Below are 21,688 nucleotides of genomic sequence, written 5' to 3' on the forward strand. Positions count from 1 at the left end.
GTTAGGTTTAGATTTATTTCAAGCGCAAAAATAGACTGAAATAAAACCCTCGAATAGCCCATTCGGACACATCAATAGCCCGAAACGACCAGCACAATTTACCATACAAAACAGAATGCTTATAACTTGCAAAACAACACAATTAAAAACCTAAAAAACAATGAGTTAAAAATAAAAACACGTATAAATACGGTGTTAACAAAATCATAAAAAAAAATAACAAAAAGAAGAATCAAATCACTGAAAAGAAAGAATTTTACACTGATTATAATCGAATTTCTGACGGCATTTTTCCAAAACGTTTTTTAAAGTTAGCCGTAAACTTGCTGGAACTTTTATAACCGGTTGCCAAAGCAATGTTTTTTATTTGCATATCGGTATTCTGAATCATCTGCATGGCGAGCAATAATTTCTTTTCTTTATGATACTGTCCCATCGAAACGCCATGAACAGATTTAAAAGTCAGCTTGAGTTTTGTTGGAGACATGCCTACTTTTTCGGCAATATATTCTACTCCTAAAAAAGGATTGGTAATCGTATCCAAAAGTAATTTTTCAGCCTTCGCAATTTTTCTATACTCCGGAGTTTCTGTTGGAGTATAATTACCAATGCGCTGATCTATATAAGCATTTTTAAAAAAAGTAGAAATCAATTGAAAGGTCTGCGTTTTTAAAATCGCCTTACTCAATAAGTCATGATTATTCTTTTCTAAATTAATCAAAATTTCTCTGGATAATTCTGCAGCATTAGGCACAATATCCTGATAGGTAATAAAGCCTTTATCTGAATTCAGAAACTTTTTGATCTGATTTTCTTCCGGTAATGTCTTAAAAGAAAAATTGTGTTCTGCCCATTCTTTGCTAAATCCATATAAATAAAATTCGCAAACAGAACCTTTATAAAAATATGCACCAACTTCTGTCCCCGGTCTTTTAAATCCCCAGTATTTGCTTGAGAAAGGCGTTTTATCGGCAAATGTATTTTGTAGTTTTACCTCACTTTCAAAAACCGAAAAGGTAAGCGTATAATAGTCAATTGGAAAATCTTCATCATAAATAGCTTTTAACATCACGTTTTTCTTAAAAGTAATATTTGTCGCAATGATCCAGAAACCCTCTTCGATTTCGCGATAACGCATTACTCCTTTCGAAAAAGGATTGTTTCTGTAAACTGCCTGCTCTTCTACAATATGTTTGACTGATGGAGAATTTATAATGCTTTGAACAATAACCTGAGGAGAATTAGACAAATACGGTAATTCGAAAAAACCATCTCTATAAAAGTTGATATTCTCCTTTATAAATTTAATCCACTTTCCAACATTCATAAAATGATATTCAAATTTTAATTTTCTCTCAAAACAGATGGTAACTCGCCAAATCGTTTCTTAAATGCCGCCGCAAATTTACTGGCACTTTCATAGCCTGTAATGGCTGCAATCATCTGAATTTCGACTTCAGAGTTCTGCAGTAATTGTTGGGCAAGAAGCATATTTTTTTCTTTATGATATTGCAGCATAGAGAATCCAAATACAATTTTAAAATTGGCTTTTAATTTTGTTGGAGAAGTATTTACCTCAGCCGCAATAGTATCGATTCCCAGAAAAGCAGCTTGCAAATTATGCAGAATCATTTTCTCTGCTTTAGCCACATTAAAGTAATCTAAATTACTTAACGAAACATTATCCGGTATACGACTATCCTCAAAAGAATGTTTAAAAAACTCCGTAATTAACTTCATACACGACTTGCGCAATTCTGGTGTATTTAGGTGTATTTTATCTTCAGCTTCTAATATTTTTGATATTTTTTTTGATAAAACATGAGCCTTTGGAGCAATATCCAACCAGGTATAAAATCCTTTTTGAGTATTAAAAAAGCTTTCCAGCACACCTTTCCCACAAAACTTACCTGATTTAATATTTTGATCTACCCATTCCTTATTCATGGCAATATTGAAAAACTTACCTTCGGTTCCTTTATAAAAGTAAGTAGCAACCTCGGTATCAGGCTTATAAAAAGTCCAGCAAGTACTCAATAAAGTAATGGGATCAGAATCTTTAAAAGGAAATTTATATTCGAAAACTGAAAACGATAAAATATAATACTCTTTGAGGTGATCTTTTGTATAAGTCGCTTTTGCAAGGACATTTTCTTTAAGTGCAATATTAGTTTCCAAAATCCAGAATCCTTCCTCTATTTTGCGGTAACGCATTTTTCCTTTCCAAAAAGTATTGTCTGACGAAATAACCTGCTTTACAGCATTATGTTTGATTATAGGAATTTTGATAAGGCTGTCTAACATCACCTGAGGAGAATTAGACAAGTACGGTAATTCGAAAAAATCATCTTTTAAGAGAAAAAGAAACTTTTGAATGTGAATTGCCCAATCGTTTGTGGTCATGTACTTTATTAAATCTACAGCGGTTAAAAATCGGGTCAAACGTACGGAATTCAAATCCACAAAACAAAATTTTGAAACGAGATATTTTAAAAAATTTTAACATTTAAGGCGATCCTTTTTTTTTGTACTATTAATATGAAAAAACAGGAATTCAATACACAATAAATTGGCATTTCTATTTTATAAAGTATCTTTGCAAAAACACCACAACAATGAATTATTTTTCTTCTGATTTTAAGTTAGGAATATTAGGTGGCGGACAATTAGGAAAAATGCTGTTGTCTGACACTCGAAAATTTGACATACAAACTTATGTTTTAGATCCGAGCGATGAAGCTCCGAGTAAAATTGCCTGTAATAAATTCTTCAAAGGCGATTTGATGGATTATGAAACGGTTTATAATTTTGGGAAACAAGTCGACGTTCTAACTTTCGAAATTGAGTTGGTCAATCTTGAAGCTTTAACGCAGTTGGAAAAAGAAGGTCTAAAAGTATATCCTTCTCCAAAAACCCTAAAAGGAATTCAGAATAAAGGCGTTCAGAAAGATTTTTATATTGAAAGTAAAATTCCAACAGCGGCTTATTTAAGATTTGAAAGCCCCTTACAACTTCAAAAATCTGTTGGAAATAATGAAATCACGATTCCGTTTGTGTGGAAATGTACAGAGTTTGGTTACGATGGCAATGGCGTAAAAGTAATTCGTCAGATTTCAGACATGGATGATTTACCCAATGTAGAATGTATTGCTGAAACAATGGTGCCTTTCAAAAATGAATTGGCCGTTATCGTAGTAAGAAATCCGTCAGGAGAAATTAAAACGTATCCGGTTGTCGAAATGGAGTTTCATCCGGAAGCCAATCAGGTAGAATATGTAATTTGTCCTGCCAGAATTGACGAAAAAGTGGCCGAAAAAGCCAGAGCAATTGCTTTGAATGTTTCGGAGAAATTCAACCATGTTGGTCTTTTGGCAGTTGAAATGTTTCAAACCCACGAAGATGAAATTTTGGTAAACGAAGTAGCTCCCCGCCCACACAATTCAGGTCATTATTCTATCGAAGCCAGTTATACCTCACAATTCGAAAATCATTTACGCGCTATTCTTGATCTTCCGTTAGGAAATACTGATAGTAAAGTTGCCGGAGTTATGGTAAATTTAGTCGGTGCCGAAGGTTTCTCCGGAGATGTAGTTTACGAAAATATCGAAACTATTTTAGGTTGGAATGGCGTTACACCACACATTTACGGTAAAAAACAAACACGTCCGTTCAGAAAAATGGGTCACGTTACGATTGTTAACGAGAATATGAACGAAGCAAGACGAATTGCTGAGGATGTTAAGAACACTATTAAAGTAATTAGTATATAAGTTTCAGTCGCAGTCCACAATTTGAAACCTGAAACTTGAAACAAAACAAACTGTTTTCAAAACCTGAAACAAACAAAACAAAAACACACATGAGCAAAGTAGCCATTATAATGGGAAGTATCTCAGACATGCCGGTCATGCAGGATGCCATCGACATACTAAAACAATTTAATATCGAAACTGAAGTTGATATCGTTTCTGCACACAGAACACCGGAAAAATTATTCGATTTCAGTAAAAATGCGCATACCCGTGGCATTTCGGTAATTATTGCCGGAGCCGGAGGAGCTGCACATTTACCTGGAATGGTCGCTTCAATGTCGCCACTTCCTGTAATTGGAGTTCCGGTAAAATCAAGTAATTCAATCGATGGTTGGGATTCAGTTTTATCGATTCTTCAAATGCCGGGCGGAGTTCCTGTTGCCACTGTAGCGTTGAACGGCGCTAAAAATGCCGGTATCTTAGCAGCACAAATTATCGGGAGCCACGACAAAAAAGTTTTGGATACGATTATTGCTTACAAAGAAGAATTGAAAGCGGCTGTTAATAAAGCAGCTGAAGGATTGAAATAGTTTTCAGTTTTTAGTCGCAGTTTTCCGTATAAAACTGCAACTGAATAGAATACTAAAAAACAAAGGCTTCCTGTTACGGAAGCCTTTCTACTTTATAGTTTTTTTTAAAATTATGCTTCCTCTTCAATATCTTCCAGAACAGCTTCGAATTCATATTCTGTAATATCTTCTTTATTTATCCAGTTTTCTGAAGTAACGAGATTATAATTTACATTATCTTGTGTTGTCAATTCCCAAACAATAGCTTCGGCTTCAGGAAATGGAATGTTTTGAGAGATTTGATTTTCAAACAATCTTTTGATAAGGTTTCTGTCAGATAAGCCATTATTCAATAATTTCAGCACATTTTCGGCTGTTAGTCTTTTTACTTCACCATCTGCTGGTGTCATTGAAAAATGAACAACGGACGCTTTTGCATTCGGGAATTTTCCGTTGTATGCTTTAAAAAGTAGCTGATTAATATGAAACAAAGTTCCCTGCATGTCTATTTCTGGATATTCCTCACAAACCTTATCAATTAACATGTTGTGTGCTATTTGCTCAATTTGTCCTTCGCTTAATCGATCACTGAATTTATAGTGCAAGACTATTTCGGCTGCTTCATTAGGTTCGTAATCAGAAATTGCCATTTCTAACAATTCCGGCAAACTCGCTTTGTCTGCTGTTGCACCATCCGGATAGTTGAATTTTTCTAATAGCTGAACAAAATCTTCATCAGACCAATATCCTTCTACTTCATTAACCGTATCTATATTCTTTATTACAATTTGATAATTCATCATTTTATTTTTTACAATTAGTAGGATTAGCATTCTATACTTCTAATCCTATTTTTTACAATTTAGCATTTTTAAAACCGGCACAGAAATAAATAACATATATATAACACAATTTAGTAAGGCTTTTATACTGACAATCAATCTTGTTTAGGTGATTAGATTTTTATAAATTACTATCTTTGGGATTCAAAAATATTGACTTCAATTCATAAATAATTATATCATAATGAACGTTTTACTTTCAAAATTCACCACCAAACATAACACAGCACCTTTTTCGCAAATCAAAATCGAAGATTATTTACCTGCTTTTCAGGAAGGAATTGCTTTGGCTAAAGCTGAAATCGATGCTATCGTAAACAATCCCGAAACTCCAACATTTGAAAATACTGTTGTAGCGATGGATTTTTCAGGAGATATTTTAGATCGCCTTTCTAGTGTTTTCTTCAATTTGAATTCAGCTGAAACCAATGATGAAATGCAGAAGATTGCTCAGGAAGTTTCGCCTTTATTAGCTGAATTCGGGAATGACATTACACTAAACGCTGCTTTATTTGCTAAAATAAAGACGGTTTACGATCAAAAAGAGACCTTAAATCTAAATCCGGAGCAAACGACACTTTTGGATAAAAAATACAAAAGCTTTTCCAGAAACGGCGCTAATTTACCAGAAGATAAAAAAGATAAACTTAGAGAAATTGACAAAGAATTATCGAAACTAAGCTTACAATTTGGTGAAAATGTTTTAGCAGAAACGAATGCTTTCGAATTGCATTTGACTGATGAAAAAGACTTGACAGGATTACCGGAAGGTACAATTGAAGCCGCAAGATTATTGGCAAAAAGCCAGGAAAAAGAAGGATGGATTTTCACATTAGATCACCCAAGTTATGTTCCGTTTTTGACGTATGCGGATAATCGCGAATTGCGTAAAAAAATGGCAATTGCTTTTGGCGCAAAAGCTTTTCAGAATAACGAATTTGACAATCAGGAAAATGTATTAAAGATTGCAAAATTACGTTTCGAAAGAGCGAATTTATTAGGCTACAAAACGCATGCGCATTTTGTTTTGGAAGAAAGAATGGCTGAAAACCCGGAGAAGGTTTTCTCTTTTCTGAATGATTTATTAGCAAAAGCAAAACCGGCAGCTCAAAAAGAATTTGCTGAGTTAACGGCTTTCGCCAAAGAACTGGACGGAATTGAACAATTGGAAAAATGGGACGGTGCCTATTATTCTGAAAAACTGAAACAACAGCTTTTCAACTTAGACGATGAAAAACTAAAACCTTACTTTCAATTAGAAAAAGTACTCAACGGTGCTTTTACAGTTGCCAAAAAATTATACGGATTAACTTTTACTGAAGTTTTTGATATTGACAAATACCACGAAGAAGTTACCACTTATGAAGTAACCGATGCTGATGGTAATTTAGTTTCGATTTTCTATGCTGATTTTTTTCCTAGAAAAGGAAAAAGAAACGGCGCGTGGATGACTTCATTTAAATCACAATATAAAAAAGACGGTGTAAACGAAAGACCGCATATTTCGAACGTTTGTAATTTCACCAAACCAACAGAAACAAAACCATCTTTATTGACTTTTAATGAAGTAACGACTTTATTCCACGAGTTTGGTCATGGTTTACATGGCATGTTGGCCAATACCGTTTACCCTGGTTTATCCGGAACTTCTGTATACTGGGATTTCGTAGAATTACCAAGTCAGATTATGGAAAACTGGTGTTACGAACCGGAAGCCTTAGCTTTGTTTGCGAACCATTACGAAACGGGAGAGATTATCCCAATTGAATATGTTCAGAAAATTAAAGAAAGTGCGAGCTTCCAGGAAGGTTTGGCAACTTTACGCCAATTGAGTTTTGGATTACTAGACATGGCTTGGCACGGACAAGATCCAACACACATTACGGATTTAAAAACATTCGAAACGGAACAATTTGCCAACACGCAATTGTATCCTGATGTAAAAGAAAATGCGATGAGTACTGCTTTTTCTCATATCTTTCAAGGTGGATATTCTTCCGGATATTACAGCTATAAATGGGCTGAAGTTCTGGATGCTGATGCTTTTGAATATTTTCAGGAAAAAGGAATTTTCAATCACGAAGTGGCAACAAAATTCAAAGACAATGTACTTTCTAAAGGAGGAACAGAACATCCGATGATTTTGTACAAACGTTTTAGAGGTCAGGAACCAAAACCGGAAGCTTTATTGAAAAGAGCAGGATTGTTATAAAATTTTAGATCTCAGATTTTAGATTAAAACCGAAGTAGAAATGCTTCGGTTTTTTATTTCATTTTGACTGTAAACAAATGTTATTTATCTTCACCACTTTTTAAATCTTAATCTTACAAAAAAATATAGTGAAAAAATATTTTAAAATCTTTCTTTACCTTACAATTATCGGATTGGTTGCCATTGTTTCCGTAAATTATTATGTAAAATCTTCGACCAAAAAGCACATTTATTATTCACTAAAAAAATTCCCGAAAAATGATATCGGAATTATTTTTGGTGCGGGAATAAATGGAGATCAGCCAAGTAAATATTTAAAAGATCGTCTGGATGCAGGAATCTTATTGTACAAAGCAAACCGCATCAATAAAATTTTACTTTCGGGAGATAATGGCCGTGAAGAATATGATGAATTAACGGTAATGAAAAATTACTGTTCTAGAAACGGAGTTGATACTACTAAGATATTTATAGATTATGCCGGATTTGACACTTACTCTACTATGTATCGTGCCAAGCATATTTTCAATATCAAAAAAGCAACTTTAATCTCTCAGGAATATCATTTAAACCGAGCCATCTATATTGGACAAAAACTGGGCATAAAATCTATTGGATATTCTGCTAATAAGGGAGATTATCTGGGATACAAATATGTAACTTTTAGAGAATATGGTTCTATTTTTAAATCTTTTTTTGATGTTTTAAGAAATAGGGAACCTCGTTTTTTAGGAAATCAAATTGATATAAATGGTCCTTCTAATTATTCGAAAGAAGATAAACGATAAAAAAAAGCCTGCGAGAAAATCTTGCAGGTTTTTTTCTTCCAGTCATCAAATATCAAATATTCTAAAGATAAAAAGTCTTCATTCTTTACTCTTTATTCTATTCTCTTTATTCTATTCTCTTTACTCTATATTCTATACCTTTCACTCTTTCTCTAAAACTTTTTTGGCTAATTTTCCAACTGTCAGTCCCTGTACCACAATTGAAAACAATACCACAATATAGGTTACTTCCAGCAACAGGTTTTTATATTCTCCTTCTGGCATAGAAAGTACCAATGCAATAGAAACTCCTCCTCGAATTCCGCCCCAAACCAGTACCATTAAGGAACCTTTATTATAAGCCGATTTAATACCGAAAAACTTAAAGATATCAAAGAATTTCCATGGTAAAACTATAGACGCAATTCTGGCAAACAACACTATAAAAATCGCTACACAACCAGTTAGCAATTGTTTGTTTAAATCTGGCAACAATAATAATTCAAAGCCAATAAATAAGAATAAAATAGCGTTGAGTATTTCATCGATAAGCTCCCAGAATTTCCCTAAGTAATCTTTAGTTTCTTCGCTCATTGCTACTTTTTTGCCATAATTTCCAATAATTAACCCAGCCACTACCATTGCTAACGGGCTTGAAACATGCAGACTTTGGGCAATCAAAAATCCTCCCATCACAATAGAAAGTGTAATAAGAACCGAAACTTTATAATCGTCGATTTTCTTCATAACCCTTGATGCAGTATATCCTAAAACAGCTCCTAATAAAAGTCCGCCTATTCCTTCTTTTGCAAACAACCAGGCGATAGAACCAAAAGTCATATCAAATGTAGGATCGGTTGCCATCTTTAAAACAACAGCAAACATAACTACTGCTACACCATCATTAAACAAAGATTCACCCACAATTTTGGTTTCTATTCTTTTAGGTACTTTAGCTTGTTTTAAAACACCCAACACTACAATTGGATCCGTAGGGGAAATCAATGTTCCGAAAACCAGACAAAATATATAAGGAATTTTTATCCCCAAAATTGGCGCAATATAAAAAAGCAGCATAGAAATAATTAATGCCGACAATACAACGCTAACAGTAGAGTAAATTATGATAGGAACTTTTTGTTCTTTAAGATCAGACATATTCACATGCAGAGCACCGGCGAACAAAAGAAAGTTAAGCATCGCCCCCATTAAGATTTCATTAAAGTCAAATTCTTTTATTAATTCAAAAAAATGTTTGGTTGTAGCAGGAAAATAAGAATCTCCCAACAGGCGAATGCCTACGGAAACCAACATTGCAATAATCATTATTCCAATAGTTCCCGGAAGTTTTAAAAATCTTAAATTTAAATAGGCGAAGAAAGAAGCCAATACAATAAGTACTGAAAAGGTGTAATATAATTCCATAAAAGTGATTTTTACAAAAATATATTTCCATTATCTAATACAAAATTCCATTTCCTCAATTAACATAACTTTATAACACTTAAAGAATATGGTGCTAATTTTAATCCTTTTGATATTTTAAGAATCAGGCATCTTGCCTTCCTGAATATCCAATCATTAGTAATGAAGTTTCAAGTTATTTAAAACAAACGAAAAATCCGAAGTGAAAACACTTCGGATTTTTTTAGTTAATAATCAAAGAGTTCTCCTGCATTTTTCACTCTACTTCGTTTCTTTGCAACTAACTATTTATATATTTTAAAAATTCTGATATCTGTAAATCATCCAGAAACCAGCAAAGTCTTAAGATTTGTTCCCGTGGGATATTGTATTCCCCAAACTTGTCCGTCTGAACTCCATCCATTATTGATGTCATACGTGACCGTTCGTGAATTATCATTACTGGTTGTAAAATCAATCAGCATCCCTGGATTTTCAGACTTAAGAATTACAGTACTATTTTGAATGTCCTTACTACTAACCATTAAAAACGCTTTGTTAGCAGGAGCCACTTTAATAGTATGCCCTCCATAAGTTTTAAAAGCACAATTGCCATAATATTGATCATCATTATTGCTGTAGATACATAGTCCGGTAGTATATTCAGTAGTAGAATCATTTTGAATCAATACTGTTTCAAAAGCATTTTCGGCATCAACTATAACCTCGCCATAGTTCTTAATCAACATTCGTTGTTGTACTGCTATGCGATAATTAGTTCCCATTATACTTCGTGACCTGGACCTGGATGTAGTTTTAGCAAATTCCGGTTGAGGGATATAAATAATTTTATTATCTGTAATTTCACTAGTGGACAAATAGGCGCTCAGATTATATTCCCATTCTATCACAACAGATTTCAAAAAACTTTTCGTAACACTCCAGCACAGGGGCGTAAAAGCAGAAGTATTTTCAGACTTACAAGCCAGAAAACAACATAAGGTATAATTTTCCTTATTTAATGCTTCTACAGTTTCCTGAGAAAAGTTAATTATTAATGCGTTTTTCATCTGCTTTTTTTTAAAGATTGAAAAAATACTTGCTTTTTGGCTAACCTATTTTTTTAAACATGTTTATCCGGTAAGGAAGAATTACTCCTCATTAAAAAATTTAATGAAGAGTAATTCAAAAACACCATGTTATTATTTGCTTCTTTCACTAAGAGCTCTTTCCTGGCTGCTTGTGTTATCAATTAATAACTTTTTCAAGTCTGTAAATGCACTAAAATTTGTTAACCATGTTCCTCCTTTTGCACTCCATCCATCGTTTATAGAATAATCTGCTACACGTGCATTAACACCTGTAAGGTTAATAAATGCACCAGCAGACATTGCTTTTGTGATTACAGTTGCTGTTTCTATTTTTTCTGTAGAAAAAATCAGTGCAATTTTAGTAATAGGCGTAATAACTCTTGAAGACCCGGCCCCTAAAATTGGAAATGCACACAGAATATTTGACACTCCATTTACCAACTGGTTAATACCAACTGTAAAACGCTGATTATCATTATTCAGAAAAGACACAGCTCCATCATATCCGCCTGTGCTGGAATCAATGTTACCTGATCCTTTTTCAATAGTTATCAATTGCCCTAAATCAGTAGGTATCGTATTACTTGCTTCAATTTTAACTTGTGGGGCTACTGTACTGGTTGAATTATAAGCTTGAAACTGTTCTTGCCAGGTAATTTTTGTTGTTCCTAGTAATTTTTCCGCTGGTAGATTAAACCAAACGGTAGGAGAACCATCACCCGAAGCTGCTACAGACTTAAATCCGTATAGAGAATATCCTTCACTTTTTAAAATCTTTACATCCTCTGCACTAATATTGATTGTTGTGGTAAAAGTTGCCATAATTTATTTGTTTATTGGGCCCTACTCATAAGGCTTTTCGGGTTACGCCTCACATTATTTCCTGAATGTGAACAGTTCGTTTTTTAAAGTGGCTTCTGCTCCACTAAAATATTTTTATCATTTTAGTTTACCTTAAGTACTCTTTCATACAATCGTTATCAATCAAAATGTACTTTGTCGTTTTTGCTTGAGATAAAATCCCATTTACACTGTTGAATTTGATTATTTTATTAACTACTCTTGGCTTTTCATGTTCTAATCTGCAGTATCAGTTCATGATTTTTTTTGATTTTATAACTACAAATGATAAAACTAATACACTAAAATTGTAATAGTTCCTTTTAATTTATACCAGACTAGCAGTGTATCCACTTACCTGATTAGCACATGCTGACCAGTATAATTTTAGTTTTTCACCTTTAGGCAGATTTTTAAGAGCTTCTTTGATTTTCTCATTAGATTCAATCAATACAGAAAGTAAAGTATCTTTACTAACAGTAACAACATTCTCTTTTTGCCCAATAGTTTGCGTGCCCCATTGTGAAAGATCCCCAAGATTATACAGGGTAAGGTTCGGGGCATCGGTTCCTCCGGAATATATCACGAAAGGAGGCTCGATAATTTCAACACTGGTACCATTATTACTCAACTTTATTTTTTTAATTTCCACTTGTTGAATCAATGCTGATGCTACACCTGTCGTCAAAGTATATCCAACAGGAGGTAAAAGATAGAGATCAATATTTAAAGGAAGTCTCGTATTAGTCGCTCCGCCCGGGTAACTCCCGTGCCCCAGAAGCACTAGATCTTTATTTGTAACTTGTACACTCATAATTTTGTTATTTAGTTTTTAAACTTATGTTATGGGCTTTCTTCATGCCTGTAACAATCTTTTAATTTTTACTTTATTTCTGGTTTTCTATACGTCTATATTGAACCTTTTAAAGCAAAAATTGCAAACTCTGTATTAAAGTTTTTTAAATCTCAAATAAAATTTAATATAACAGTAATTAAATTTTGTATAAGACTTGACATATTGTACGTCTTATAACTCTGTTTGATTTATTCATCTGAAATTCAATTACTTATCACTCTGACCTACAAGATCAGCTGATGTTTTTTAGATTCTAAATTGTACAATTATCAATTCTAATAGGTCAAAATTACAGCTATACTCTTTTTTTTGTTTGTACAGAAAAAGCTACTTTTTATCGATTTGACTCATAGCTCTTTTTTTAATAAATCAATAAAAGGGAATAGAACTATTTTTGTCCTGTATTTACCCGGAGAACAATTAAAAGTTTGTTTGAAATAGCGGGAAAAATGAGCTATATCAAAAAAACCGGCAAGAGATGCAGCTTCACTAACCGATTTATCTTGTAATGCTATTAGTTCTGTACCATACTGAAGTCTGATATCACGAACCAAACGTATAGTAGGAAATCCAAACAAAGACTTCACTTTCCGGTTAAGATTGGATGGACTCATAAAAAGTTTTCCGGATAAGATTTCGATAGAGAATGCTTCGTTATCTAAATTGTCTATAAGAATGACTAATAACTTCGTCAGCCATTTGTATTCACTTTTTAATTGAATGAGTTTATTAAAGCAGGCATCGTTTAACGGAATTTTCCAATCATCTGGTTTAAATCCGGTAATCAAACTATTTTCGCGGTATGCAGAAGGAGAAAGACCAAACTCTTGTTTGAATTTGCGACTGAAATTAGCAATTCCGCTAAACCCGCATTGCAGCGCTGTTTCTTCAATAGAACTCACATTCCTATCCAAAATATGCTTTGCCAGCTCCATCTTATAATACAAAATGAGTCTCCCTGGCGAGAGACTCATTTGATTTTGTATTTTCCGGTTCAGTTGAGCTTTACTAATTTTCAATTGGTCTGCCAACTGAGAAACTCCAAAAGAAGGATTTGTTTTTTTTCTTGCATAATAACATCTATTTGCCTTAAAAATTCTGTGTCAGGAAAGCACATGTCTACATAGAAGATGTTTTTTTTATTCGCAATTTCTTTCATAATGAATATGGGTTTTGAATATATAGTTGTTGTAAATAATCTCTTTATTTACAATTCTTGAATAAATTTTTAATGTGATAAGAGGAATTCAAAGAGAGAAACTGGAGAAGCTTTTCGAAAAATTTAGCTTAACAATTCATTTTCAAAAAGAAAATGCTATATTTTTTTAATCCGGTTTTTTTTAAATTTATATCTGCTTTTTATTGAACAACAGCATAAAGAAGGCGCTACAGTTTGTATCTAATCTCTTTCGAATTTAATGCAGATCAATAAATTTAACTCGAAAAATGCTACAGGATGGTTATAAGCAGGTATGAAAACGATTAAACAAGTCACAAGATTTTTCTGACAATAATTTATCCCGGCAAAAAGGCTGTTGTAATGCTAAAAAAATATTAGATCAAAAAAAACCGAGACATTCCTGCCCCGGTTTTATTAAACAACTTCATTATTTTGAAGATGGCCTATTTTATAAATTGTTCTGTTCTTATAAAACCTGCCTGATTCCTCAAGAGTTCCAGCGTTATATAAGGTTTTCCATAATTACTTAGAAATAAATCTCCGTGCTTCCGGACAAAATTGAACTTAATAACAGTCCCTAAACTGAATGTTTATAGAAATGCTTAACTGAATTATATTTTAAACTACTTATCCTTTTACTTTTTTGCACGAACAAAATCTTCAAGTTGTTGCATTTTCTGGGCATTTATTTCCTGAATACGTTTCGCTCTTGAATTGTTTAAATTATTTGCATTTTTACCCGTAACCGTTGCAGGTTTGGTAAACAATAAATAATCTCCAAATAAATGGCTTAAAAATAAAGGAGAATTACCTGGTCTGCTTTTGTCAAAGTTTGAAGATTGATGACAAAAAAAGCAACTGATTACATTACTATTATTAATAGTATGTATATCATCCTGAAAAGTTTGTGTGTAAGTTTCCATAGTAATGTTTGCGAGATTAACAGAACCTCTTGCCAATGAATCCGGAAGCGCACTTGCAATATCTCTTGTGACAATTGCTTTTGCCTGATTCTCAGGAGAAACTCCATCAAAATTTAACCAGATCGAACCATTGTAAAAATAATTTACAAAAACATCTTTCAGACGAGATGCTACACACTTATTGATATTCTCTATATTATCAAAATTAGCGGGTTCAGCCTGACTTGTTGCCATAAATGCACCAGTCTTTAAATCCTTTGGCACTCCATACTCATAAAGAATAAATGCTTTATTAGGAACAACAGGCGAAGTTGCACCTCTAGGCCATTTGATACCATCTATACCGGTAGTTGTCCCTTTTTCGTAAAACAGCATTTCATTTGCCGACGTTACAGAATTTGTCTTCTTATCGTAAACAGGCGCCATATCTTTGTGTTCAAAAGTTGCCCAGATAAATTCAGGATGATTTTTTACAACTCCTACCACATGCATCCCTAATAGTGCCACTGTTCTTTCTACATATTGCCCTTTACTATTTATAACAGCAGCTTTCGTTGTAAAGTATTCTTGTTGCTGTGCTTTTGCAATTGCATCAATATTAATCCAGGAAACTTTTAATTCTAAAGCCCCAACAGGAAATGTCTCTAAATTAGAAACAGGTAATTTCCCGTTATTGATTAAGGAAGCCATTGAAACTGCTTTGTCTTTTAGCAGCGTATTGATATGAATTGAATAATAGACGGTATCTGTAGCATTATTAAATTTGGGATTAGAAACTAAAACCCCATTACGGCCTGCCTGGTTAATAGAACTCAACACTAACTTTATGCCCAGCTGTGGCGGAACATTTTCCATTTGCGGAGTTACTAAATCGAGAGAATCTAAAAACAATGGATTTCCGCCTGGCAGTGGTTTTGTAAGCCACAAAAACTTTTGCCACGACCATTGGTGAAAGTCGCAATTTGTAGTGCTCTTGCTATCAAACGGACTTCCGTCCCCTTCTTTAGGTGGTGGAGTCTGCTCGTGGGGAAACCAACTTTCTTCACAGTTACAGGATTCAGATGCTGCATTTGCATAAGAAGATTTAATGCCGTCTTTATATATTCCGTTATTTCTATTAAAGAGAAACAACCACAAACCGATTGCTAGTAAAACAACAATTAGCAGACTAATAATAATATATTTTTTTTTCATTTGTTTAGGTTTATTGGTCATTTAGAAACAGCATATTAAAAAAAAGACCGCCTAGGCCAGGCGATCTTTAAATCAAAACTCTTATCGAGTCAGGAAATTTTTATTATCCTGTTGCATTTGTTTTTGGGAGAATTTTAATTTAAGCTAATTGCTCTTTTAAATTCTTTGCTGCCGTAACCGGTGCATTTTCAATATGATGTTTGTAATATTCAAAACCTCCAGTTCCGTTCCACGCAGCATCGATAGCTAAATGAGCATCGAAATCAGCTAAGAAAGAACCAATTGCCGGAGGAGGAAAAGACTGAACATATTGTCCGTGCAAACTAACTACCTGAGTGATTTTTCCAAATCCGGTTGCATATATTTTACCTTTTACCTGAACAACAATATGACTATCAGGACCATTTACGGCCTGTGTGATTACTACAGTACCAGTAACAGAATGTTGTGATGGTACCACTACCAAACTAAATGTTGCGATTGGAGCACCTGGTGTTCCTACATTTCCAATTGTGCCTTTTGCTAAATAAGCACCTGCTAATAAATCTGACATAACTTTTTAATTTAAATTTTTCCCTACTCGTAAGGCTTTTCAGAGCCGCCCCGTTTTTTTGAGTGGTTTCTGCTCCACTTTATATTTTAAGTTTACCCGGATATCATTTATAATTCCTTAGGATCCAACAGCTATCTTCACATTTATAAAACCTTTATTATCTGTCAAACCAGCACCATATTCTCCGGTTAAATCATCGTTGATACATAATTCTAATTTTCCAACCAGTCCGGCCGGAGTCTTAGCTCCCATTCCTATTAGAAAGACAGTTTGCCCAACTCTGCCAATGAGAGCTCCTTCGTTTTGATTGGGCATTGTATATCCTGGTTTTGCATTGATATAAGTTGGATTTCCGGCAGCATTGTACAACTTACCATTGTTGATATTGGGATTTGCTGTCCATAAACCATCGAAATACGAAATAGTTGCAGATGTACTCGCATTAATTCTAATACCGGTGTCAAGCCAGGGATAAGCAGGATTCGGATTCTCCGGCGTACTTGGTGCAGGCTTGGCTTCGACTTTAAAATCCGAAGGCGGAACAGCGAAATTACATGGTGGAATCTGGGTTTTGAATTCTTCATAATCAAAATAATCGGCCAACGCCAGGCTAGTTCCCAAACCTACACCTGATTGTGATTGCATAAAGGTTACTGGTCGGCTGCTGCTTCCGCTTGCATTGAGCGGACTATACCAAGTCCATAAATAGGTAGAATCCGGATAATTAGGCGATGAAGGAGGAAAAAGTACTCCTAAAACAGTAACTGTATTTTTTGGACAAAGTACAGGATTATTCACAACCGTGGCCTGAATACTGCCTTGTACTGCTGGTATCTGAACCCAATTGGGTGCCTGTTGAGGAAATGGAAAGTTTCCAAAACCAATACATTTTATCACCTTATCTCCCAGATAATTTATTAAGAAACCGGCACGACTATTGGGTGGCGGAGTTACCCCTGCCGGAGCTGGCCCTGTAAGAAGTGCTGCTTGTGCCGTAAATGGATTCGTTGGATTGTAGGTAAATTTCATCAAAGTATTTTGACTTCTGTCTGAAGAAACCTTATACTGATTATCTGCTGCCCAGTTATATAAAACCCTTGTAGGCAACGGATTAAATTCTTCATTGACCGGGGTCATAAAAACAGTCATTCCAAAATTTGTATTCCATTCAAATAATTGATACTTGTTAGGATTGCCAAAGGTGAAACCTGTAATAGTTGGATCCGTCAAAGGTGAAGTCAAAGGATTGCTCGTTAATGCCTGAAAAGAGGGAAAATAGGTAAAGGAAAACATTTGAAAAAGTGCCAGTTGATTCACATCTCCCAAAGTAGGAGAAGCCACAGGCCCTTGCCCGAACATAAGACGAACCGGTAAATTAGATACACTGTCAAACCACATCCATGTAGCAGGTGGCGGACTCTGAGTTCCAACCGGAATTTTCCACCAGTTTACTTGCTGGGCTTTCATCCAGTTCAGGTAGCTCGTTCCTGCACAAGCCGCTTTATTACTTGCATTTCCAAACCAATTTGTACCAGGAATTGTCCAGCCCAAATTTATCGGTGTAAAATTAGTTCCATCTGTAGATACTGTCGTTTGCGAAGAGGTGACTTTATACCACCACTTTCTTCCGGAACTACCCAGTAATAAAGCATTTAATCCAATTCCTTCTGCATAATAAACGGTGGCAATGCAAATCTCAAAAAATGGACTCGCTTTATCCGCAGCACTACTGTTACTTTGAAGAGGACTAAAAGGATGAAGCAAAGCAGTAGATTTCCAATATTTTGGAAGTACGGGCTGAGACCCTGTGAAAGGTTTCAAAATTGGATATTGTGAGTCTGATATGGGATCTACACATGTTGTCGAAGGGGAGGATAAGTCTTTCATAAGAATTAGATTTTGAATTATTTTTTCGGATTGTCCAAATATCTCACATAACACATACTTCACTTATAATCAAACACTTATTACTAAAAATTCAATTTAAAGTACTCTTTCCAAACAATCATTTTTTAATTTCCTGATTAAAATTACAATGCATATGAAGCCACTAATAAAAAAATGTCATAAGACAGGTATTTTTATCCATGAAGTGTATAATAAGTGGGATGAACTGTTTTAAAAATTATCTCAAATCCCACAATGCCGGTATTTTGGTAGTATTAGGATCTGTATACAATTCAGCTGCTGTAACCAGCAAAACTTCGACGTCCATGGAGCGTTCATTGTACTGTAATAGTTTTTTCAGCCCTGAGGCTTTTTCCTGAACAAAATCTACTTTTTTATTTTCGGAAACATTTTGCACAAGCAACAGTCGAACGACTTCCTTAAAAGCATTGTCAGTAGACAATTGAATCTGAAAAGCGTCTGCTTTATTTATAAAAGGCTGCAATTCCTCTAAATCATAATGTTGCTCGCCAACGATAAAAGATTTAGTTTCTCTGGATTTTAATTCGAGGAAAGATTTTCCGTCCAATTCAATCCAACGCCCTAGATCGCCTATTGCATATCGAAAAACCGGAAATCTTTTGCGAAAAGTATTGGTAACAGCAATGGTACCATATCCGTTTATATCAGGATTTATAATTTCGATGATAATACCTTTAATAACAGAAAACAGTGACGGGGTTTTAGTAAAATCTGACCACGCCCAAATTCCGGTTTCGGCAGAACCATACATCGAATAAATCTGTTGGCAACTAAATGTTTCTTGCAAAAGTTGCTGTGTGTTCGGTCTTAAAAATTCTCCTGCATAAAGCAAATTTTCTATCGCTATTTTTTTATTATTCTGTACTAAAAACTGTGCAAAACACAATAATTTTGAAGGTGTCCCCAGTATAAAATCCGGTTTAAAATAATGGGCTGCATGTTCAATATCTTCGTAAGTTGCATGCGCACTCAATGCTAATGTAGTGGCGTAACATTTTTCTAAAATATCATCCATAATCGCTGCTGTACGGTACATATCTGAATAACCAAAAATATTTAAGGCAATTGTTCCGGAGGTAAAAAATTTATTTTTAGTTAATTCCTCTGCAAGTGCAAGGCGTTGGTTTTGATTTTCTTGTATGTCAACCGGAAAGACCAACGGTTTTTGAGTACTTCCGCCTGAACGCACCAGATATACTCCCTTTTTTTCTTCCTTAAGTTTAAAATTGGTATTTAAAATTGGAATTAATTCCTTTTTGCTTAGCATAGGAGCCTCAGCTACACAATCATATCCTTTATAAAATTCGATGTATAAAGAATTCTGTTTTGCTAATTCAAAATAATCCTGCAATTCTGAATGGTCTATTTCCGGGGCAATATCATCTGGGTACATAAGTGCTGGTTTTATTTATTTCTTTTTCTGAAATAGTAGCCGTTTTTAATTAGAAGCCTGGAATGATTTAAAACAAATAAAGCTTTCTGCTTCCAGGATGGTAATCGCTCCATCGCATGCTCCAGCCAACGTTGTGACAACATTCCCATTAATTGTTGATCGTACCGATTAGCACTTTTTTGATATCGTTTTATCGAAATGGGAATTTCTATTTCTTTCCAATTCGCATAGCTACTTCGGGACAAACTTCCCTCCACTTCCCGTACTTCGATACAGGCTTTATTGAGTAATCCAACCCGGTACGGTTCAGGTATGTTATTTAAAACACGATACCAAAAATCGATTACTTCATTTAAGGAAGCATGAGTGTCGTAACGAATGTCTTTCAGATATTTTTTTCGGATAACAACATTACAGCTCATAATAAAATCCGGCGAACTAATGCTATGCAATATATTGTGTATTAAATACGATTCATTGGAAAGAAAAGTCAGCTCCTCTTCAAAAGATTTAATGTCTGGCAAATAATAATTCGAAGGAATCCACAGCATTCCAAGTACTACAATATCTATATTTTCCTTTTCCATAGCTGAATTCACATCGCTTAAACAGGAAGAGGTATAACAATCATCTGCGTCTAAAAAACTTATAAGATCTCCGGTTGCCAGTTCTATACCAACGTTTCTTGCATTACCCGGGCCTTTATTTTCGTTTAATTCAATAATTTGAATATCAGTTTGTAAAAATTGTGGCGCAAAAAACGATAATGAATCTTTTAAATAAATCAGGCTTTGATCTGTACTAAAATCATCAACAATAATAATTTGCGATGGTTTTTTTTCCTGAAAAGCCAGTGAACGAATCGTATCATAGATGTAAGCATCCTTATTGTAGAGCGGTATAACAACAGTATGTTTCATGATGTTTCATCTTTTTATTACTCTAATATTGGATAAATCAAAGCCCTTCCCTGGTGTACATTTACAACTGATTCATCTGAACCCCGAAACAGACCTGATCCATAATTCTTGTCATCTCTGCACAACAACATGCCTACTAAATGAATTTGACAATTGTTTTTGGCATCCGTAAATTCTTTTTGATCAACAAAATGTTGAATGAGGTATTTATTCCAATTCTCTCTAATAATGGTAGCCCAGTCTTCGGGTGTACAGTCACTTTTGACATAAGCTCCTATTCCTCTTCCGCCACTGTTTAATTTTAAAATCAAATTTTGTTCGCAATCTGTAAAAACATCGCATTCAGAAGGATCACTAATAACAAAACTCGGGATAAGATATTCCTGCAAAAAGTTATAATCTTCTTCGCTTAAGTAATCCCGCATAATTTCAGCATCATACATTACAGCCAAAACCCTTTTGTCGTGAATTAAGATTAAGGTTCGGATATCATTGAAATAAGAATTGTTTTCGATTAGCATATCGATTACCTCCGGACTTATTTTTTTTAATTCTTCCCGGTCCATTTCCAAAATAAATTGTGAAACCGGTACTCCCTTAACATGTATTGCATCATTTGAAACTGTTAAATCCTGAGGTTTTGCAGAAATTAATTCGATTTTTAATTTTGCCAATTCCTCTTGAAGATAAAAAATCTCGGTTCCTTTTTCATCATCATGAATAAGAGCTACTTTTTCGTGAGGAACAAATTGAGTATGTAAATCGTCAATAAGATTTTTTAGAGTTTCACTTCCGATACTTATGTTATCTTTTTCGATATTGGAATGCTGGTTTATCAATTGCAAATAATAACTAATCATCCAGCCATTTAGAGGATATCGCGCCCCTATTTCACAAATTTTAGCCTGATCGTTTGTATCATATAAAAAATCAGGGCGATAAAAACCCTGATTATATGTCGCATGATTACTTTTTTTCAATAAAGCCTCAAGAGCATTATCCAGCTGATAATATTTTCGAATTCTATTGTCTTCAAAATAATGTAAAACAATTGCTTTGCATGCTTTGTTTAAAACAGAACACAAACGATTCATTTGTCCAGTGTATTCTGAAGATAGGATTACAGAAGAATTAGCAAAATAATCGATACTTAATCCCGTATCATGCTGAAAATATTCAGTAAATAATTGATTCCATTTTTTCTGAAAATCAGCTTGGTTTTGCTGCAACTTAATTTTAGACATAACGAATCGAAGTTTCTTT

Annotated in this window: 18 protein-coding genes; 4 read left to right on the forward strand and 14 right to left on the reverse strand. The window is 34.3% G+C overall.

Going from position 1 to position 21,688, the window contains the following annotated elements; genetic code table 11:
• Positions 1-265: 265 nt before the first annotated feature.
• Together ACQY44_RS16440 and ACQY44_RS16445 are read right to left on the reverse strand one after the other, a co-directional pair.
• Positions 266-1,327, reverse strand: a complete 1,062-nt coding sequence (locus ACQY44_RS16440; protein WP_428231389.1) for a helix-turn-helix domain-containing protein — start codon at positions 1,325-1,327, stop codon at positions 266-268.
• A 17-nt stretch (positions 1,328-1,344) separates the two neighbouring features.
• A complete protein-coding gene (locus ACQY44_RS16445; protein ID WP_428231390.1) occupies positions 1,345-2,463 on the reverse strand; it encodes a helix-turn-helix domain-containing protein in 1,119 nt (372 codons plus the stop codon).
• A 152-nt stretch (positions 2,464-2,615) separates the two neighbouring features.
• Between ACQY44_RS16445 and ACQY44_RS16450 the strand changes: the two genes are divergently transcribed.
• Together ACQY44_RS16450 and purE are read left to right on the forward strand one after the other, a co-directional pair.
• Positions 2,616-3,770, forward strand: coding sequence for a 5-(carboxyamino)imidazole ribonucleotide synthase (locus ACQY44_RS16450; protein ID WP_428231391.1), 1,155 nt, complete (start codon positions 2,616-2,618; stop codon positions 3,768-3,770).
• An 89-nt stretch (positions 3,771-3,859) separates the two neighbouring features.
• Positions 3,860-4,342 carry a 5-(carboxyamino)imidazole ribonucleotide mutase gene (gene purE / locus ACQY44_RS16455; protein WP_041516353.1) on the forward strand — a complete coding sequence of 161 codons (483 nt, stop codon included), beginning with the start codon at positions 3,860-3,862 and terminating at the stop codon, positions 4,340-4,342.
• A gap of 110 nt (positions 4,343-4,452) precedes the next feature.
• On the opposite strand, the gene ACQY44_RS16460 is transcribed toward purE, so the two are convergent.
• Complete coding sequence (locus tag ACQY44_RS16460; protein WP_428231392.1) at positions 4,453-5,124, reverse strand: hypothetical protein; 672 nt, start codon at positions 5,122-5,124, stop codon at positions 4,453-4,455.
• 223 nt (positions 5,125-5,347) lie between these two features.
• On the opposite strand from ACQY44_RS16460, the gene ACQY44_RS16465 reads away from it, so the two are divergent.
• Together ACQY44_RS16465 and ACQY44_RS16470 are read left to right on the forward strand one after the other, a co-directional pair.
• Positions 5,348-7,375, forward strand: a complete 2,028-nt coding sequence (locus ACQY44_RS16465; protein ID WP_428231393.1) for a M3 family metallopeptidase — start codon at positions 5,348-5,350, stop codon at positions 7,373-7,375.
• Between the two features lie 128 nt (positions 7,376-7,503).
• The gene (locus tag ACQY44_RS16470) at positions 7,504-8,163 is read left to right on the forward strand and encodes a SanA/YdcF family protein (protein WP_428231394.1); all 660 of its coding nucleotides are present in this window, start codon (positions 7,504-7,506) and stop codon (positions 8,161-8,163) included.
• A 141-nt stretch (positions 8,164-8,304) separates the two neighbouring features.
• Here the strand turns inward: ACQY44_RS16470 and ACQY44_RS16475 are convergent, their stop codons facing one another.
• The 11 genes from ACQY44_RS16475 to ACQY44_RS16525 all read right to left on the reverse strand — a co-directional run bounded on the left by ACQY44_RS16475 (position 8,305) and on the right by ACQY44_RS16525 (position 21,669).
• Positions 8,305-9,567, reverse strand: coding sequence for a cation:proton antiporter (locus ACQY44_RS16475; protein ID WP_428231395.1), 1,263 nt, complete (start codon positions 9,565-9,567; stop codon positions 8,305-8,307).
• 320 nt (positions 9,568-9,887) lie between these two features.
• Positions 9,888-10,616: a hypothetical protein gene (locus tag ACQY44_RS16480; protein ID WP_428231396.1), complete on the reverse strand. Its 729-nt coding sequence runs from the start codon at positions 10,614-10,616 to the stop codon at positions 9,888-9,890.
• A 132-nt stretch (positions 10,617-10,748) separates the two neighbouring features.
• Positions 10,749-11,459: a hypothetical protein gene (locus ACQY44_RS16485; RefSeq protein ID WP_428231397.1), complete on the reverse strand. Its 711-nt coding sequence runs from the start codon at positions 11,457-11,459 to the stop codon at positions 10,749-10,751.
• 346 nt (positions 11,460-11,805) lie between these two features.
• Entirely contained in the window at positions 11,806-12,291 is a 486-nt protein-coding gene (locus ACQY44_RS16490; RefSeq protein WP_428231398.1) for a putative adhesin, read from the reverse strand.
• A gap of 389 nt (positions 12,292-12,680) precedes the next feature.
• Positions 12,681-13,364: a helix-turn-helix transcriptional regulator gene (locus tag ACQY44_RS16495; protein ID WP_428231399.1), complete on the reverse strand. Its 684-nt coding sequence runs from the start codon at positions 13,362-13,364 to the stop codon at positions 12,681-12,683.
• Between the two features lie 784 nt (positions 13,365-14,148).
• Complete coding sequence (locus ACQY44_RS16500) at positions 14,149-15,630, reverse strand: hypothetical protein (protein ID WP_428231400.1); 1,482 nt, start codon at positions 15,628-15,630, stop codon at positions 14,149-14,151.
• 139 nt (positions 15,631-15,769) lie between these two features.
• Complete coding sequence (locus ACQY44_RS16505; RefSeq protein WP_428231401.1) at positions 15,770-16,183, reverse strand: DUF1842 domain-containing protein; 414 nt, start codon at positions 16,181-16,183, stop codon at positions 15,770-15,772.
• A 117-nt stretch (positions 16,184-16,300) separates the two neighbouring features.
• Positions 16,301-18,070, reverse strand: coding sequence for a hypothetical protein (locus ACQY44_RS16510; protein ID WP_428231402.1), 1,770 nt, complete (start codon positions 18,068-18,070; stop codon positions 16,301-16,303).
• Between the two features lie 238 nt (positions 18,071-18,308).
• Positions 18,309-19,505 carry a hypothetical protein gene (locus ACQY44_RS16515; RefSeq protein ID WP_428231403.1) on the reverse strand — a complete coding sequence of 399 codons (1,197 nt, stop codon included), beginning with the start codon at positions 19,503-19,505 and terminating at the stop codon, positions 18,309-18,311.
• A gap of 11 nt (positions 19,506-19,516) precedes the next feature.
• Positions 19,517-20,425, reverse strand: coding sequence for a glycosyltransferase family 2 protein (locus ACQY44_RS16520; RefSeq protein WP_428231404.1), 909 nt, complete (start codon positions 20,423-20,425; stop codon positions 19,517-19,519).
• Between the two features lie 17 nt (positions 20,426-20,442).
• Positions 20,443-21,669 (reverse strand): hypothetical protein, encoded by a 1,227-nt coding sequence (locus ACQY44_RS16525; protein ID WP_428231405.1) that lies wholly within the window; start codon positions 21,667-21,669, stop codon positions 20,443-20,445.
• Positions 21,670-21,688: the final 19 nt, after the last annotated feature.

Source organism: Flavobacterium sp. (assembly GCF_965277525.1).
Classification (GTDB): Bacteria; Bacteroidota; Bacteroidia; order Flavobacteriales; family Flavobacteriaceae; genus Flavobacterium.